Source organism: Dyella sp. S184, assembly GCF_009766065.1.
Classification (GTDB): domain Bacteria; phylum Pseudomonadota; class Gammaproteobacteria; order Xanthomonadales; family Rhodanobacteraceae; genus Rhodanobacter.
Genome location: NZ_LMUE01000002.1, coordinates 103,205 through 118,988 on the forward strand (window position 1 = coordinate 103,205; position 15,784 = coordinate 118,988).

A 15,784-nucleotide genomic window follows, 5' to 3' on the forward strand; every position below is an offset into this window, starting at 1 on the left:
GCAATCACCCAGACTGAACGCCATGCGCGCTATGCTGCAGCCTCATCCAGGCGTCGCCTAGATTCAGGCTGCACCGCATGCCGTCGTATCTGAAGCCAGTACCCACTCCCGCCGCAACCGCCGGCAAAGGCGCACTAACGGCGAAAACCCGCAAGCTGCCACCGAACAGCACCATGATCGTTGGCATCGGCGCCTCGGCGGGTGGACTGGAAGCGTTCAAGTCGTTCTTCGCGCACATGCCGGCCGATGGCGAGCTGGCCTTCGTGCTGGTGCAGCATCTGGCGCCCGATCACAACAGCCTGCTGGCGGAACTGATCGGGCGCAGCACCACGATGCCGGTGCTTGAGGCGACGCATGGCATGCGGGTGGAAGCGCGACATGTCTATGTGATTCCGCCGAATGCCACGCTGACGATTGCCGACGGCGTGCTGCAGGTATGCAAGCCGGCGCCACCACGCGAGCATCGCTGGCCGATCAATACGTTCTTCACGTCGCTGGCCGAGGATCAGGGCGATGGCGCGGTGTGTGTGGTACTGGCCGGCACCGGCAGTGATGGTGCACAGGGGCTACGCGCGGTGAAGGATCACGGCGGCCTGGCGCTGGCGCAGTCCGGCTTCGACCACGAGGCGATGACCGGCATGCCAGCCAACGCGGTAGCCACCGGGCTGGTCGATGCCGTCATGCCGGTATCCGACATGCCGGCACGGCTGCTGGCCTATCAGAAGCAGATGCACGCCGCGCAGCAGAAGAAGGGTTCCGATGGCGTACGCGGCGATGTGGCTGCGCACCTGAATACCATCTGCGGATTGCTGCACGCCGAAGTCGGCCACGACTTCAGCCAGTACAAGGAGAAGACACTGATGCGGCGGATCCAACGGCGCATGCTGGTGGTGCAGGCCGAGACCGTGACGGATTACATCGAGTATTTGCGCGAGCATCCGAACGAACACGAATTGCTGTTTCGCGAATTCCTGATCGGCGTGACCGAGTTCTTCCGCGATCCGGTTGCCTTCGAGGCACTGCGCTCCATCGCGATCCCTTCGCTGCTGGCGGACAGGGCCAGCGACGATGTGCTGCGGGTCTGGGTACCCGGTTGCGCCACCGGCGAGGAGGCCTACTCCATCGCGATCCTGCTGCGCGAGGCGATGGGTTCGCAGCGCGGCCTGAAGGTGAAGATTTTCGCCACCGACATCGACGATCAGGCGATCGACCGCGCACGCGCCGGACGTTACCGCGCACCGTTGAACGGCATCTCGCCGGAGCGCCTCGAGCGTTGGTTCACCCAGGACCGCGACGACTACTGCGTGGCCAAGCAGATCCGCGAAATGTGCATCTTCTCGCCGCATAGCGTGATCAAGGATCCGCCGTTCTCGCGGATGGACCTGGTCTCCTGCCGCAATCTGCTGATCTATCTCAACAACGGTCTGCAGGAGCGGCTGGTGCAGTCGTTTCACTATGCGTTGCGACCCGGCGGCTTCCTGCTGCTGGGTCCGTCAGAGCGGCTGGCACGGAACGCGCGCCTGTTCACCGAGCTGGACAAGAAGCAGCGGCTGTACGTGCGACGCGACGACACACATACACGCCCGCGGGATTTTGTCAGCACGCATCCGCGCCCCTTCAGCAGTACCGAGCACGCCGCGCCGCGACATGTGGAAGACCCGATCGATCAGTCTGCGCGCCAGGCGCTGGAACCGTGGTCACCGGCTTACGTGGTGATCAACAGCAGCCACGACGTGCTGCGCTTCGGCGGCGACACCGGACGTTACCTGGCACCCTCGACCGGCGCAGCCAGCCTGAACCTGTTCCAGCTGCTCGACAAGCCTTTGCGCGGCGCCGTGCGCGCAGCCGCACTGCAGGCATTTGCCAGCGGCAAGCAGGTGATCCGCGATGGACTGACCCTCCTGCTCAACGGACACGAGCGATCGTTGCGGCTGATCGTGGAGCCGCTGGGTCAGGATGAGCTCCGCGACGACGGCAAGGTCGAGATGTGTGTGGTTGCCTTCCATGAGCTCGAACCTGCGCCGCACTCGATCGAGCCGACAACGGACGGTAAACCCGGCAATGAACTTACGCGCATTCAGGCACTGGAGGACGAATTGCGCGGCACGCGCATGCAACTGCATGCCGCGGTCGACCTGCACGAAACGGCCAGCGAGGAACTGAAATCAGCGAACGAGGAATACCAGTCGGTCAACGAGGAACTGCAATCCGCCAACGAAGAGCTGGAAACCTCGACCGAGGAAATGCAGTCGATCAACGAGGAATTGCAGACCGTCAACGCCGAGCTCAACAGCAAAAACGAGGCGTTGAACCGGCTCAACAACGACATCCGCAACCTGCTCGACAGCACGCAGATCGCGACGATCTTCCTCGATTGCGAGCTACACATCCGCAGCTATACGCCGAAGATGACCGAACTGTTCCATCTGCGTGACGGTGACAAGGGCCGGCCGATCACCGAGATCTCGCCGCGCATCAGCTACCCGGAACTGAAAAGCGACGTGGCGCAGGTGCTGCACGACATGGCCGTGACCGAACGCATGCTGCGCGGCGTAGGTGAAGCCCCGACCTTCCTGCTGCGCATGCGGCCCTACCTGACGTTCGACAATGTCGTAGACGGCGTTGTGCTGACCTTCGTCGACATCACCGAAAGCCAGCAGTTGAACAGCGAGCACGCCCGAATGGCAGCGATCGTGAACGCCTCGCGCGACGCGATCTTCGGTTTTTCGCTGGACGAGCGCATCAGCAGCTGGAACGCCAGCGCCGAACGCATCTTCGGCCTGTCCGCCAAACAGGTAGTCGGTCAGCCGTTAAACATGCTGCTACCGCCGGAACCGTCCGAGGAGACCAGGAAGTTCTTCGTCAGCCACGAGCGGCCGATGCGGCTGGCCGAATTCGACATGACCTGGGTGCGACCGGACGGCGCATCCGTGCCACTGGCGATCAGCTACTCGCCGGTATGCGACCAGGACGGCACGATGTTCGCCGGCAAGCTGATCGCACGCGACGTGACCGAGCGCGTGCGCGCGGAACGGCATACGGAAATGATGATGGCCGAGCTCAACCATCGGGTAAAAAATACCCTCGCCACGGTGCAGGCGATTGCCCAGCAGACCATCATCAACGCGCAAGACTTGCCTGCCTTTACCGAAAGCTTCCTATCGCGGCTGCTGGCGCTGTCGCACACGCACAACCTGCTGGCACAGGATGCATGGCTCGGCGCGTCACTGGTTGGCATGATCAACAACGAACTGGCGCCATACCGGCACGACAGCGATGCGCGGATGAATGATGCGAGGGTATGCCTGCAGGGTGATGAACTCAATCTGCAGCCGAAGCAGGCGCTGGCACTGAGCATGGCCTTGCACGAACTCGCCACCAATGCCAGCAAGTACGGCTCACTGTCGATACCGGAAGGCCTGGTCACCGTCACCTGGACGACACACATCAAGGACCAACGTCCGTGGCTGCTGCTGCAGTGGACGGAAACCGGCGGCCCAGCCGTCAAGCCACCCACACGCCGCGGCTTCGGTTCACGCCTGATCGATGAAGGCGTGCCGTATGAACTGGATGGTGAGGTGACCCTCGCATTTCCCCATAGCGGTGTGACCTGCACCATCGATGTACCACTTGAGGTAGCTTCCTGATGACCATCGACAGCAACCTGCCCTGCATCCTGCTCGCCGAAGACGAGATGATGCTGGCGATGATGCTGGAGGATCGCCTCAACGCCTCGGGCTACCGCGTAATCAAGGCCGCGCGGTTGGCCAAATGCCTGGAGCTGGCCGAGTCTGCGTCGATCGATCTGGCCATTCTCGATATCAACCTGGCCGGTGAAGTCAGCTTCCCCGTCGCCCTGGTGTTGCGCCGTCGTGGCATTCCGTTTGTGTTTTCCTCCGGCTACGACGACCAGGACCTGCCGGAAGCGTGGCGCAACGAAAAAGTCCTGCAGAAGCCGTATGACACCAGGCAACTGGCCGCGGCACTGACCGCACTGCGCGCAGCCTGATTGGCTTCGAAAGGCAAATGACGCCCCTCTCGCTTTCGGCGCACTGACCGCAAATTCGAGGCTGGGCGGGCCTTGGAAGCGATTCCAGCGGGCGGGCTTACAAGCTGGACCCCAAATCACGCTAAAATAAGCGGTTATACCGTTGTCGTTCCCCATGGATGTCCCTCGGACCGTGCTTCGAGGCATAGCCATCCACGGAACGGCTGCGTCCGTGGATGGCGTTTCGCAACCGCGGATAACTTCACTTTACCCATTCAATCACGCTCGATACTCCGGAACCCAGGTCATGGCCAGAAACAAACCACTCAACCTTTATCGCAACATCGGCATCATTGCGCATATCGATGCGGGCAAGACCACGACCACCGAGCGTGTGCTGTATTACACCGGCAAGAAGCACCAGATCATCGACGTGCATGACACCAAGGACGGCAAGGGCTCGACCACCACCGACTACATGGAGCAGGAGCGCAAGCGCGGCATCACGATCCAGTCCGCGGCCGTGACGGCCGAATGGAAAGGTCACCAGATCAACGTGATCGACACCCCGGGACACGTGGACTTCACCATCGAGGTGAATCGTTCACTGCGCGTGCTGGATGGCGCCGTGGTGGTGTTCGACGGCGTCGCCGGCGTGGAACCGCAGACCGAGACCAACTGGCGCCTGGCCGACCAGTACAACGTGCCGCGCGTGTGCTACGTCAACAAGATGGACCGCATCGGCGCCAGCTTCGCGCATTGCGTGAAGGGCATCCGCGAGCGCCTCAATGCACCGGCCCTGCTGTGCCAGATCCCGCTGGGCAGCTCCGACGAATTCGTCGGCATGGCCGACCTGGTCGCCAATGTCGCCTACATCTGGGCGTCGGACGACAAGGACAGCACCTGGGAAACCGTGTCGTTCGAGGAAGCCAAGAACCGCCTGAAGTTCGGTTCCACCGTCGACAACGACTGGATCGACCAGCTACCGAAGCTGCGCGAGGAAATGCTGGAGACCGCGCTGGCGATGGACGACGACGCCTTCGAGCGCCTGATCGAGACCGGCGAGCACGATCCGGCGAAGCTGAAGGAATGCATCCGCAAGGGCTGCGTCACCGGCAAGCTGGTACCGGTTTTCTGCGGCTCGTCGTACAAGAACAAGGGCGTGCAGCAGCTGCTCGACGCGGTCGTCGACTACATGCCGTACCCGGGCGAGAACGGCGGCATCTCGATCGTCGACGAGGACGGCAATATCATCGGCGAGCAGGAAGTGCGCGACGACGCGCCGGCGCGCGCGCTGGCGTTCAAGGTCATCAACGACCAGTTCGGCACGCTGACCTTCTGCCGCATCTACTCCGGCGTGATCAAGAAGGGCGATACGCTGCAGAACGTCACCCGCGGCAAGAAGGAGCGCGTGGGCCGCATCGTGGAAGTGCAGGCCAACGCCACCAAGGAAATCGACGAGGTTCGCGCCGGCGACATCTGCGCGTTCGTCTCGATGAAGGACACCGAGACAGGCGATTCGCTGTCCGATCCGGCGCACCCGGCCCTGCTCGAGCGCATGCGCTTCCCCGATCCGGTGATCAGCGTCTCGGTCGAGCCGAAGACCCGTGGCGACGTCGACAAGATGTCGACCGCGCTCTACAAGATGGTCAAGGCCGATCCGTCGCTGCGCATGGAAGTGGACCAGGAAACCGGGCAGACCGTGCTCAAGGGCATGGGCGAGCTGCACCTGGAAATCACCATCGACCGCATGCGCACCGAGCTCGGCGTAGAAGCGAACATGGGCAAGCCCAAGGTCAGCTTCCGCGAGGCGTTCGGCCAGACCGTCGAGCACACCTACACGCACAAGAAGCAGACCGGCGGCACGGGTCAGTTCGCCGAAGTGAAGATCATCTTCGAGCCAGGCGAGTCGGGCAGCGGCGTGGTGTTCTCCGACGAGGTAGTCGGCGGTCGCATACCGCGCGAGTTCATTCCGGCGGTGGAGCAGGCCATCATCAAGGAATCCCGCCAGGGCCAGGTCGCCGGCTACCAGGTGCTGGACTTCAAGGCACGCCTGATCGACGGCAAGTACCACGACGTCGACTCCTCGGCGCTGGCCTTCGACATCGCCACCCGCTCCTGCTTCCGCGAAGCGCAGAAGATGTCCAAGCCGAAGCTGCTCGAGCCGGTGATGAAGCTGGAAGTGGTCACCGAAGCGACCTACCTCGGCGACGTGATCGGCGACATGAACCGTCGTCGCGGCTCGATCACCGAACAGGGCCAGAAGGGTACCAATGCCTTCGTGCAGGGCTTCGTGCCGCTGGCCGAAATGTTCGGCTACATCAACTTCCTGCGTTCGGCCACCAGCGGCCGCGGCAACTTCACGATGATCTTCGATCATTACGAGGAAGTGCCGGCCAGCATGGTCGAGAAGCTGATGGAGAAGGAGGCGAAGTAAGCCTTCGCTTGCATGATCGTGCTGATCTGATCGTCAGCGCGAAAGCAAAGAGCCCGGGGAGCGATCCCCGGGCTCTTTTTTATCCATCGGTCCAGTGATTCAACGCACTTCGACTCTCACGTCGGCGCGCACACTCTGGCCTGCTCCGCAGGCAAAAGCCGGCGCGATGCCGAGCACGGATCTCATGGGGATATGGCTGCCGGTGACTTCAACAGCCGGACTCAGCACATCGAGCCGATAACGTTGCCCACTGGCATCCACCGGTAAATTGGTGAATGCAAACGTGGCATCCGCATTGCTGGCGGTGTAAGCGGTCTGCTGCGTTTGCTGATCGATAAGGCGGATCACGGCGGCGGGCAGCGGATGTCCGGTGTAGTCATACGCGGTACCCATAATGCGACACTCATCGGGCGACGCCTGCACGTTGAAAGCCAAGGTCGCGAACAGCGCGGTGAGAACCAGGGTTGGAACTAGACGGGTCATGACGATGCCTCCATCTGCGAGGAATGCATCCCTGCGTGGCGGGCTCACCAGCAGATTTTAGCGCTTCTAATGCCGACGGATGCAGTTCCACCGGGCAAATCGTGAATCTTTCGGGCATCTGCTCAGAAGCATAAAAGAAGCCAAACGGCATTATGGTTGGGCGGCATGTAACCATATGTGGTGATGCTTCAACCGTTTCCCCACACCATGCACCGCACACCCGCGAGGACGCTTCATGATGCGCCACCCATTGCGACAAGCTTTCGCGCTTGCCATCCTGCTGATCGCCGCGCAGGCATCGTTTGCGCAAACGCCAAAAACCGTTCAGCTGCAGGACCTCACCTGGACGGAGCTGCGCGACCAGATTCAGGCGGGCAAGACCACCATCATCATTCCCATCGGTGGGACCGAGCAAAGCGGCCCGGGCATTGCCGTGGGCAAGCACAACGTACGCGTGACGGTGCTGTCGCAACGCATTGCGGAAGGGCTGGGCAATGCGCTGGTCGCGCCGACCATCGCCTATGTGCCCGAGGGAGGCTACGCGCCACCGACCTCGCATATGCGCTTCCCGGGCACCATCACCATTCCGGACAGCGTGTTCGAACAGATGCTGGAATCCGCGGCCAACAGCTTTGCGGTGCATGGGTTTCGGAACATCGTCTTCTTGGGCGACCATGGCGGCTATCAGAAGGAGCTCCAGCGGGTCGTCACCCATCTCAACAAGACCTGGGCCGGTTCAACAGCGCGGGCCTTTGTACCGCCGGAATACTACGAGGCCAGCTCGGATGGTTACGCGCAGATCCTGCGCCAGCATGGCATCCGCGATGACGAGATCGGCACACATGCAGGACTCGCCGACACCTCACTGCAACTGGCGGTCGCACCACAGATGGTCCGGCTGGATCGACTGCGCAACGGCCCGCAACTTGGTCCTGCCGACGGTGTTTACGGCGGGGATCCCCGTCGATCGAGCGCCGAACTTGGCCAACTGGGTATCAATGCGATCGTGTCGCGAACGGTCGATGCCCTCAGGAAGGACACAGCTGGGCGATAATGCAGCGCTGGCGCCTTACTCATTCCCCTCCCCCATCATTTGAAAACGAATTCGCCATGACTACACGTCCCCAACGTTTTTCCCGGATCGCCGCATGTGTCGGCATAGCATTTGCTGGCCTCTGTACGGCCCCCTTCGCGGGAGCCGCACAGTCGATTGCTACCGTCCCCGGCATGCCCCGGGTGGTGAATGCCAGCAATATGTACAGCGAAGCCGGCGTCAATCACTTCAGCCCGGCCGTGGCGGGGGCATTGCCGCGGATTTACGTGCCGAACCTGCGCTCGGACACGGTATCCGTGATCGACCCGGCGACGTTCAAGGTGATCGACACGTTTCCCGTCGGCCAGAGCCCGCAACATGTGGTCCCGGCATGGGACCTGAAGACGTTGTGGGTGACCAACAACGCCGAGGGCCACAACGACGGCAGCCTCACACCGATCGATCCGAAGACCGGCAAGCCGGGCACAGCGGTCGCGGTGGACGATCCCTACAACATGTACTTCACCCCGGACGGCAAGGAAGCGATCGTGGTGGCCGAGTCGCGGGCGCGGCTGGACTTCCGCGATGCGCATACGATGGCCTTGCACAACAGCCTCCAGGTACCGGAGTGCAAGGGCATCAACCACGCCGATTTCTCGATCGACGGCCGCTATGCGATCTTCACCTGCGAATTCGGCGGCAAGCTGGCCAAGATCGACATGGTCAAGCGCAAGGTGGTGGGCTATCTGCTGCTCGACAAGAAGGGCATGCCGCAGGACATCCGCGTCTCGCCCGACGGGAAGGTGTTCTACGTCGCCGACATGATGGCGAATGGTGTCTACCTGGTCGATGGTGACAGCTTCACCCGGATCGGTTTCATTCCGACTGGGGTCGGCACGCATGGGATGTATCCGAGCCGGGATGGCACCAAGCTGTATGTCGCCAATCGCGGCTCCAACCGCATCCACGGACCACGCCACGGCAAGGGCAGCGTGTCGGTGATCGACTTTGCCACGCGCAAGGTCGTCGCGAACTGGCCGATTCCACACGGTGGCAGCCCGGACATGGGCAACGTCAGTGCCGATGGCAAGCTGTTGTGGCTGTCGGGACGGTTCGACGACGTCGTCTATGCCTTCGACACCACCACCGGCGCGGTCAGATCCATCAAGGTCGGCGCGGAGCCCCACGGACTGGCCGTCTGGCCGCAGCCCGGACGCTACTCGCTGGGCCATACCGGGATCATGCGTTGACCCGTATTCCGCTCTGACTTAGCGGCAAGCGCAAAACCAGGGACCCGGGGAGAAATCCTCGGGTTCTTTTTTGCTGGTCTGGGCAGGTGCAATAAGCTGCCAATGACCTTTTGGCCAGCATGCAGGCACCCGCCGTCTGCGCTATCAAGCCATCACTGAGGCGTTGGCTCGATCCAAGCTACAATTGCCGGTTAACGCTCCAGCCGACCTGCCCGCATGTCCACCCATCTGCAAGAAACCCGTCGCCGCCGTACCTTCGCCATCGTCAGCCATCCTGACGCGGGCAAGACCACGTTGACCGAAAAGCTGCTGCTGTTCGGCGGCGCGATCCAGATGGCCGGCTCGGTGAAGGGACGCAAGGCGGCGCGGCATGCGACGTCCGACTGGATGGCGCTGGAAAAAGAGCGTGGCATCTCGGTGACTTCGTCGGTGATGCAGTTCCCGTACGAAGGCAAGATCGTCAACCTGCTCGACACACCGGGACACGCGGACTTCTCCGAGGATACCTACCGCGTGCTGACCGCGGTGGACTCGGCGCTGATGGTGATCGACTGCGCCAAGGGCGTGGAAGAACGCACGATCAAGCTGATGGAAGTGTGCCGTCTGCGCGATACGCCGATCATGACCTTCATCAACAAGCTCGACCGCGAGGGCCGCTCGCCGATCGAACTGCTGGACGAAGTGGAGTCGGTGCTCGGCATCGCCTGTGCGCCGGTGACCTGGCCGATCGGCATGGGCAAGCGACTCAAGGGCGTCTATCACCTGCTGCTGGATGAAGTGCACGTGTTCGAACCGGGCAAGAACTTCACCCGGCAGGACTCGACGATCTTCAAGGGCCTCGATGCACCGGGCCTGCTGGAGAAAGTCGGCGACGAAGCAATGCGCGAGCTGCGTGAGGAACTGGAGCTGGTGCAGGGTGCTGCGCCCTCGTTCGAGATGGACGAATACCTGGCCGGCAAGCAGACACCGGTGTTTTTCGGCTCGGCGGTCAACAATTTCGGCGTGCAGCTGCTGCTGGACTTCTTCGTCGAACACGCACCTTCGCCGCGTCCACGCGGCACGATGAGTCGCGAAGTGCAGCCCGAGGAAGAAAAACTGACCGGTTTCGTGTTCAAGATCCAGGCGAACATGGACCCGGCGCACCGCGACCGCGTGGCGTTCATGCGCGTGTGCTCGGGCACCTACAACGCCGGCATGAAGATGATCCAGACCCGCACCGGCAAGGACATCCGCATTGCCAATGCGTTGACCTTCATGGCCAGCGACCGTGAGATCGTGGAGACCGCCTATCCGGGCGACGTGATCGGCCTGCACAACCACGGGACCATCACCATCGGCGACACCTTCACCGAAGGCGAGGCGATCAACTTCACCGGTATCCCGAACTTCGCGCCCGAATTGTTCCGTCGTGCGCGGCTGCGTGATCCGCTGAAGATGAAAGCGCTGCAGAAGGGCCTGGCGCAGCTGTCCGAGGAAGGGGCTACCCAGTTCTTCCGTCCGCTGATGTCGAACGACCTGATCCTCGGCGCGGTCGGCGTACTGCAATTCGATGTGGTCGCGTACCGCCTGAAGGACGAATACAACGTCGATGCCAGCTTCGAGCCGGTAACGGTGACCACCGCGCGCTGGGTGCATTGCGACGATGAAAAGAAGATGGCCGAGTTCCGCGAGAAGAATGCGATGAACCTGGCCATCGACGGCGCCGGCGAACTGGTCTACATCGCACCGACGCGAGTGAACCTGCAGCTGGCACAGGAGCGCTGGCCGCAGGTGCGCTTTGCCAACACGCGTGAGCATGCGGCGTCGGTGGACGTGTAACCCGTTACTGCCGACCTATCATGACCGATGCCACTGGGTGGCTGCTGGGGGCGATCACTAGTGTGCGGTCTTTCCAACAGGGGACGCCGCACCATGCAGGAAATTTCGACCGCCTTCGCCACACCCGCCGCGGCGCCCGCGTGGAAACGCTGGCTGCTGTTCTCGCCGCTGGCGCGCATCGCGATCTTCATCGCGCTGTTCATGGCTGGCGTGATGTTGGCCGAACACGGCCTGCACGCAGTAGGCTGGGGCAAGGGCGCACCGGCGCTGCAGCGTGGACTGGCACAGTTCATCGGTCGCTCGTTGCCGCCGCTGATCGCCTATCTGGTGCTGGTGAAGCTGATCGAACGCCGACCGATGACCGAACTGGCGCCATGCAAACTGCTGCCACATGGTCTGCTTGGCGTGTTTCTTGGCACGGTACTGTTCAGCACGATCGTCGGCATACTCGGGTTGCTGGGCAGCTATCACATCACCGGATTCAATCCCCATGCCGCATGGCTGCCGGCGCTGCTGATGGTCGGCCTTGGCGCCGGCATCGGGGAGGAAATCATGTTTCGTGGTGCACTATTCCGTATTGTTGAGGAGGGCCTCGGCACTTGGGCTGCACTGATCGTGTCGGCGCTGGTCTTCGGCTTCATGCACGCGAGCAATCCCGGCGCCACGGTGTGGAGTTCGATGGCAATCGCAATCGAGGCCGGTCTGTTGTTCGGCATGATTTACCACCTCACCCGCTCACTGCCGCTCTGCATGGGTCTGCATGCGGCCTGGAACTTCTGTCAGGGCACGGTCTACGGAATTCCGGTATCCGGTCTGCCAGCCGACGGCTGGCTGGTTTCCACGCGCAGCGGCCCGGACTGGCTCAGCGGTGGCGTGTTCGGGGCCGAAGCCTCGGTGGTCGCGCTGAGCCTCTGTTCAGCATGCACGCTCGCCTTATTGATTGTCGCTATGAGGCATGATTCGATCATGCCGTGCGCACCCTGGCAGCGATTCCGGCACTGGTTCAGGCGCTGCTGATCCGGAGTGTGCGGCCGGCTATGGTTCGCCGGCCGCACCGGCTACCCTGTTGAAGGCACGATGGCCGTTCCGGTGGTCGTGTAACAGGTCGCCCACGAACCACGATGGCCCAGCATGCATCCGACTCAATCAAATTTCTCCTGGTTGGCTAATCAGCCGCTGCAGCGCAAGATCCTGTTCGCGGTCGTCCTGCTGCTGAGTCTGTTCCTGTTGTCCAGCCTGGTGACCTTGCACTCGCTGCGCCAGCAGGAAAGCAATCGCTTCTGGACGATCCATACCTACCAGGTGCTGCTCGAGCTGGATCAGGTGCAACACGCATTGCAGAGCAGCCAGATTGGTGCGCGCGGCTACATGCTGACCCAGCACGCCGACCAGCGCGCCATGTTCGAGAAAGGTGCAAGCGACCTGCGTGACTGCATCGTCCAGTTGCGCCGGCTGACCAGTGACAACGCGCTGCAGCAGTCGCGCATCGATAACCTGGAGACCATGGCCGCGCAATGGCGGCGCGAAGTCACGGCGAATGCGCTGGACGCGGTTGCTCATCTGAAAACGGCTGATCCCGGGGCGATGGCGCTGGAACTCCAGCATATCCAGTCGAACTATCTGGAGCATCGTACGGTTCGCATCGAGGACCTGAACAATGCCGTCGGCCAGATGATCGGCGAAGAAAATCAGTTACTGACCGTGCGCAGCCAGAAACTTGACAGCACGCTGAGCCGGACCCAGGTAATCAACTCCGTCGCGGCTTTGCTCAGCATCCTGCTCGGGATTGCAGTGATTGGCCTGACTTCACGGCTGGTCACCCGACCACTGCGACGCAAGGCCGACCTGATGGCCCGGCTGGCCAATCACGACCATGATTTCGAGGTCGACCAGCTCGGCCGTCGCGACGAGATCGGTGAAATTGCCCGCGCCCTGCAGGTATTCAAGCGGATGGTGATCGACACCGAGGCACGAACCTGGATCAAGACCCAGGTATCGGGCATCTCCCACGTGCTGCTGCAGGCCACTACCCACAAGGAGTTCGCGCAGTGGCTGACCAGCGAGCTGGCGCCCCTGTTCGGAGCCGGCCTCGGCCTTTTCTATTCGTTCGACGATGCGCGCCGCCGGCTCGACCTGCTGGGCAGCTACGGCTTGCGCCTGAACAACCGGACTGCCGATCACTACCTTCCCGGCGAAGGACTGGTGGGCCAGTGCGCGATCGAACGCAAGCCGATCATGCTCGATGACGTACCGGAAAATTACCTGCACATCGACTCCGGCAGTGGCGAGGCCCTGCCCCGGCACCTTGCAATCCTGCCGGTGCTGTATCGCGACACGCTGATCGGGGTGCTGGAGCTGGCCAGCTTCTCCGCACTGACGCCACTGCAGCTGCAACTACTGGAGGAATTGCTGCCGATCGTCGCGCTAGCGCTGGAAAACCTCAACCGCGCCGTCAGCACGAATGACCTGCTGCTGCAGACACAGGAACAGGCCGACGAGCTGCGCGTATCCGAGCTGGTGATGCGGCAGCAAAAAGAGGTGCTGCGCGACAACAACGAGGCGTTACAGGCCAAGACAAGCGAACTTGAAGAACAGTCCGAGCGGCTGGTCGCCTCCGAGGAGGAGCTGCGCCTGCAGGCCGAGGAGCTGCAGGCCTCCAACGAGGAGTTGCGCGAAAAGACCGACAGCCTGAATCGGCAGAAACGCGTTTTGGTGGAGTTGCAACAGGAGACCGCGGAAAAGGCCGACGAATTGGCACAGGCCAGCCAATACAAATCCGAGTTCCTCGCCAACATGTCGCACGAACTGCGCACGCCGCTGAACAGCCTGCTGATCCTCTCGCGCAGTCTGGCCGACAACGACAGCGGCAATCTCGACGAGGAACAGATCGAGTCGGCGCGAATCATCCACGACGCCGGCAACAGCCTGCTGTATCTGATCAACGACATCCTCGACCTGTCCAAGATCGAGGCGGGCAAGATGGATCTGGTGATCGACAAGTTGCCGCTGGCCGACCTGGAGCAGCGGCTCCGACGCACTTTTGCGCACGTTGCCGAGGAAAAGGGCCTTGGCTTCACGCTGGAGATCGAGCCCGGACTGCCGACGATCCTGCGCACCGACGGCGCCAAGCTCGAGCAGATTACCAACAATCTGCTCAGCAATGCCTTCAAGTTCACCGCGCACGGCGCCGTCGCCGTACGCATCGGTCGTCCCGGCAGCGAGATCACCATTCCTGAGGCACTGCGAGAAAAGCCCCTGATCGCGATCACCGTAAGTGATACCGGCATCGGCATTCCGGCCGACAAGTTCCAGCGCATCTTCAACGCGTTCGAGCAGGTGGACGCGGGCACCAGCCGGCAGTTCGGCGGCACCGGCCTGGGCCTGGCGATTTCGCGCCAGATAGCCATGCTGCTGGGCGGTGACATTGCCCTGCGCAGCGAAAGCGGCCATGGAAGCAGCTTTACCGTGCTACTGCCCGAAACACCGCCGGAGCAACGGCGCGAGGCGGCCGAAGGCGCCGTGCCCGCCAAGGCACCGCCACTTGCTCTGCCAGCGTCCCCCTACCTGTTGCCAGACGCCATCGACGACGACCGCCGTTCATTGCAGCCCGGCCAGACCACGATCCTGGTGATCGAGGACGATCCGGCATTTGCGCGCATCCTGGTCGACATGATCCACCGCAAGGGCTACCGCGCGCTGGCAGCGACCGATGGCGTAGCGGGCTTGCAATTGGCCCGCGAACATCATCCCACCGGCATCCTGCTGGACGTGATGCTGCCGGCGATGGACGGCTGGGCGGTGATCGACCAGCTCAAGGCCGACGACACCACACGGGCGATCCCGGTGCACTTCATTTCCGCGACCGACGATGCCACACGCGGGCTTGAACGCGGTGCAGTCGGCTTCCTGACCAAGCCGGTCAGCCGCGCAGCCATTGATACCGCGTTCAAGCGCCTGCTGCATTTCGCCGAAGGACATCAGCGGCACCTTTTGATCGTCGACGACGAAGCCGATTCGCGCACCGCCGTGCGCAGCATGCTGAGCGCCGATGGCGTGCTGATTGATGAGGTCGCTACCGCCGAGGAGGCGCTCGAGAAAACCGCACACACCCGCTACGACTGCATCGTGCTCGACCTCGGCCTGCCCGGCATGTCCGGTTTGGAGCTGCTTGAAAAACTCTCGAAGGAGCCTGGCGGCGTGCCGCCGGTGGTGGTGTATTCCGGTCGCGACCTGAGTCGCGAGGAAAACCTGCTACTGCGCCATTACACCGACTCCATCGTGGTCAAGGGTGCTCGCTCGCCGGAACGCCTGCTCGACGAAGTCAGCCTGTTCCTGCACAGCATCCAGCATGCGACGCGACGCGCCGATGCCGGCAAGCTGTCATCCGCTTCCGAACTGGCTGGCCGCAAGGTGCTGCTGGTGGACGACGACATGCGCAACCTGTTTGCTCTGTCGAAAGTGCTGCGCGGCTGGGGCCTGGTGGTGAACCTGGCGCAGGACGGTCAGAAGGCGCTCAAGGCACTCGCGGATGACGACACGCCTGAAGTGATCCTGATGGACATCATGATGCCGATGATGGATGGCTACGAGACGATCCGTGCTATCCGCGCGCAGCCGGGTTTCGCGACGCTGCCGATCATCGCGCTGACCGCCAAGGCGATGCGCGGCGACCGCGAGAAATGCCTGGAGATGGGCGCCAGCGATTACCTGTCCAAACCGATCGACATCGACAAGCTGGCGTCGATGATCCGCGTCTGGCTGCAACGCTGAGCACC

The 15,784-nt window shown here is 62.4% G+C and carries 9 protein-coding genes; 8 read left to right on the top strand and 1 reads right to left on the bottom strand.

Translation table 11 applies throughout. The features are described 5' to 3' along the window. Positions 1-77: 77 nt before the first annotated feature. The 3 genes from GSQ75_RS00465 (at position 78) to fusA (ending at position 6,425) form a co-directional block, all read left to right on the top strand. Positions 78-3,647 (top strand): chemotaxis protein CheB, encoded by a 3,570-nt coding sequence (locus GSQ75_RS00465; protein WP_158752590.1) that lies wholly within the window; start codon positions 78-80, stop codon positions 3,645-3,647. Beyond that, positions 3,647-4,009 (top strand): response regulator, encoded by a 363-nt coding sequence (locus GSQ75_RS00470; protein ID WP_158752591.1) that lies wholly within the window; start codon positions 3,647-3,649, stop codon positions 4,007-4,009. Before GSQ75_RS00465 ends, GSQ75_RS00470 begins: the two co-directional genes overlap by 1 nt. A 286-nt stretch (positions 4,010-4,295) precedes the next feature. After that, positions 4,296-6,425 carry an elongation factor G gene (gene fusA / locus GSQ75_RS00475; RefSeq protein ID WP_158752592.1) on the top strand — a complete coding sequence of 710 codons (2,130 nt, stop codon included), beginning with the start codon at positions 4,296-4,298 and terminating at the stop codon, positions 6,423-6,425. Positions 6,426-6,524: 99 nt separating this feature from the next. On the opposite strand, the gene GSQ75_RS00480 is transcribed toward fusA, so the two are convergent. Continuing rightward, the gene (locus GSQ75_RS00480) at positions 6,525-6,908 is read right to left on the bottom strand and encodes a carboxypeptidase-like regulatory domain-containing protein (RefSeq protein WP_158752593.1); all 384 of its coding nucleotides are present in this window, start codon (positions 6,906-6,908) and stop codon (positions 6,525-6,527) included. Between the two features lie 235 nt (positions 6,909-7,143). Between GSQ75_RS00480 and GSQ75_RS00485 the strand changes: the two genes are divergently transcribed. The 5 genes from GSQ75_RS00485 (at position 7,144) to GSQ75_RS00505 (ending at position 15,779) form a co-directional block, all read left to right on the top strand. Further along, positions 7,144-7,962 (top strand): creatininase family protein, encoded by an 819-nt coding sequence (locus tag GSQ75_RS00485; RefSeq protein ID WP_254058389.1) that lies wholly within the window; start codon positions 7,144-7,146, stop codon positions 7,960-7,962. 56 nt (positions 7,963-8,018) lie between these two features. Continuing rightward, entirely contained in the window at positions 8,019-9,191 is a 1,173-nt protein-coding gene (locus GSQ75_RS00490) for a YncE family protein (RefSeq protein ID WP_174236678.1), read from the top strand. 216 nt (positions 9,192-9,407) lie between these two features. Next, positions 9,408-11,009, top strand: coding sequence for a peptide chain release factor 3 (locus GSQ75_RS00495; RefSeq protein ID WP_158752595.1), 1,602 nt, complete (start codon positions 9,408-9,410; stop codon positions 11,007-11,009). A gap of 93 nt (positions 11,010-11,102) precedes the next feature. After that, complete coding sequence (locus GSQ75_RS00500) at positions 11,103-12,026, top strand: type II CAAX endopeptidase family protein (protein ID WP_158752596.1); 924 nt, start codon at positions 11,103-11,105, stop codon at positions 12,024-12,026. A gap of 114 nt (positions 12,027-12,140) precedes the next feature. Continuing rightward, positions 12,141-15,779, top strand: coding sequence for a response regulator (locus GSQ75_RS00505; protein ID WP_158752597.1), 3,639 nt, complete (start codon positions 12,141-12,143; stop codon positions 15,777-15,779). Positions 15,780-15,784: the final 5 nt, after the last annotated feature.

Bases quoted from the DNA above. Each gene is read 5' to 3' on its own strand.
- fusA (WP_158752592.1), top strand. From the start codon at position 4,296: ATGGCCAGAAACAAACCACTCAACCTTTATCGCAACATCGGCATCATT.
- GSQ75_RS00495 (WP_158752595.1), top strand. From the start codon at position 9,408: ATGTCCACCCATCTGCAAGAAACCCGTCGCCGCCGTACCTTCGCCATC.
- GSQ75_RS00505 (WP_158752597.1), top strand. From the start codon at position 12,141: ATGCATCCGACTCAATCAAATTTCTCCTGGTTGGCTAATCAGCCGCTG.
- GSQ75_RS00485 (WP_254058389.1), top strand. From the start codon at position 7,144: ATGATGCGCCACCCATTGCGACAAGCTTTCGCGCTTGCCATCCTGCTG.
- GSQ75_RS00470 (WP_158752591.1), top strand. From the start codon at position 3,647: ATGACCATCGACAGCAACCTGCCCTGCATCCTGCTCGCCGAAGACGAG.
- GSQ75_RS00500 (WP_158752596.1), top strand. From the start codon at position 11,103: ATGCAGGAAATTTCGACCGCCTTCGCCACACCCGCCGCGGCGCCCGCG.
- GSQ75_RS00490 (WP_174236678.1), top strand. From the start codon at position 8,019: ATGACTACACGTCCCCAACGTTTTTCCCGGATCGCCGCATGTGTCGGC.
- GSQ75_RS00465 (WP_158752590.1), top strand. From the start codon at position 78: ATGCCGTCGTATCTGAAGCCAGTACCCACTCCCGCCGCAACCGCCGGC.
- GSQ75_RS00480 (WP_158752593.1), bottom strand. From the start codon at position 6,908: ATGACCCGTCTAGTTCCAACCCTGGTTCTCACCGCGCTGTTCGCGACC.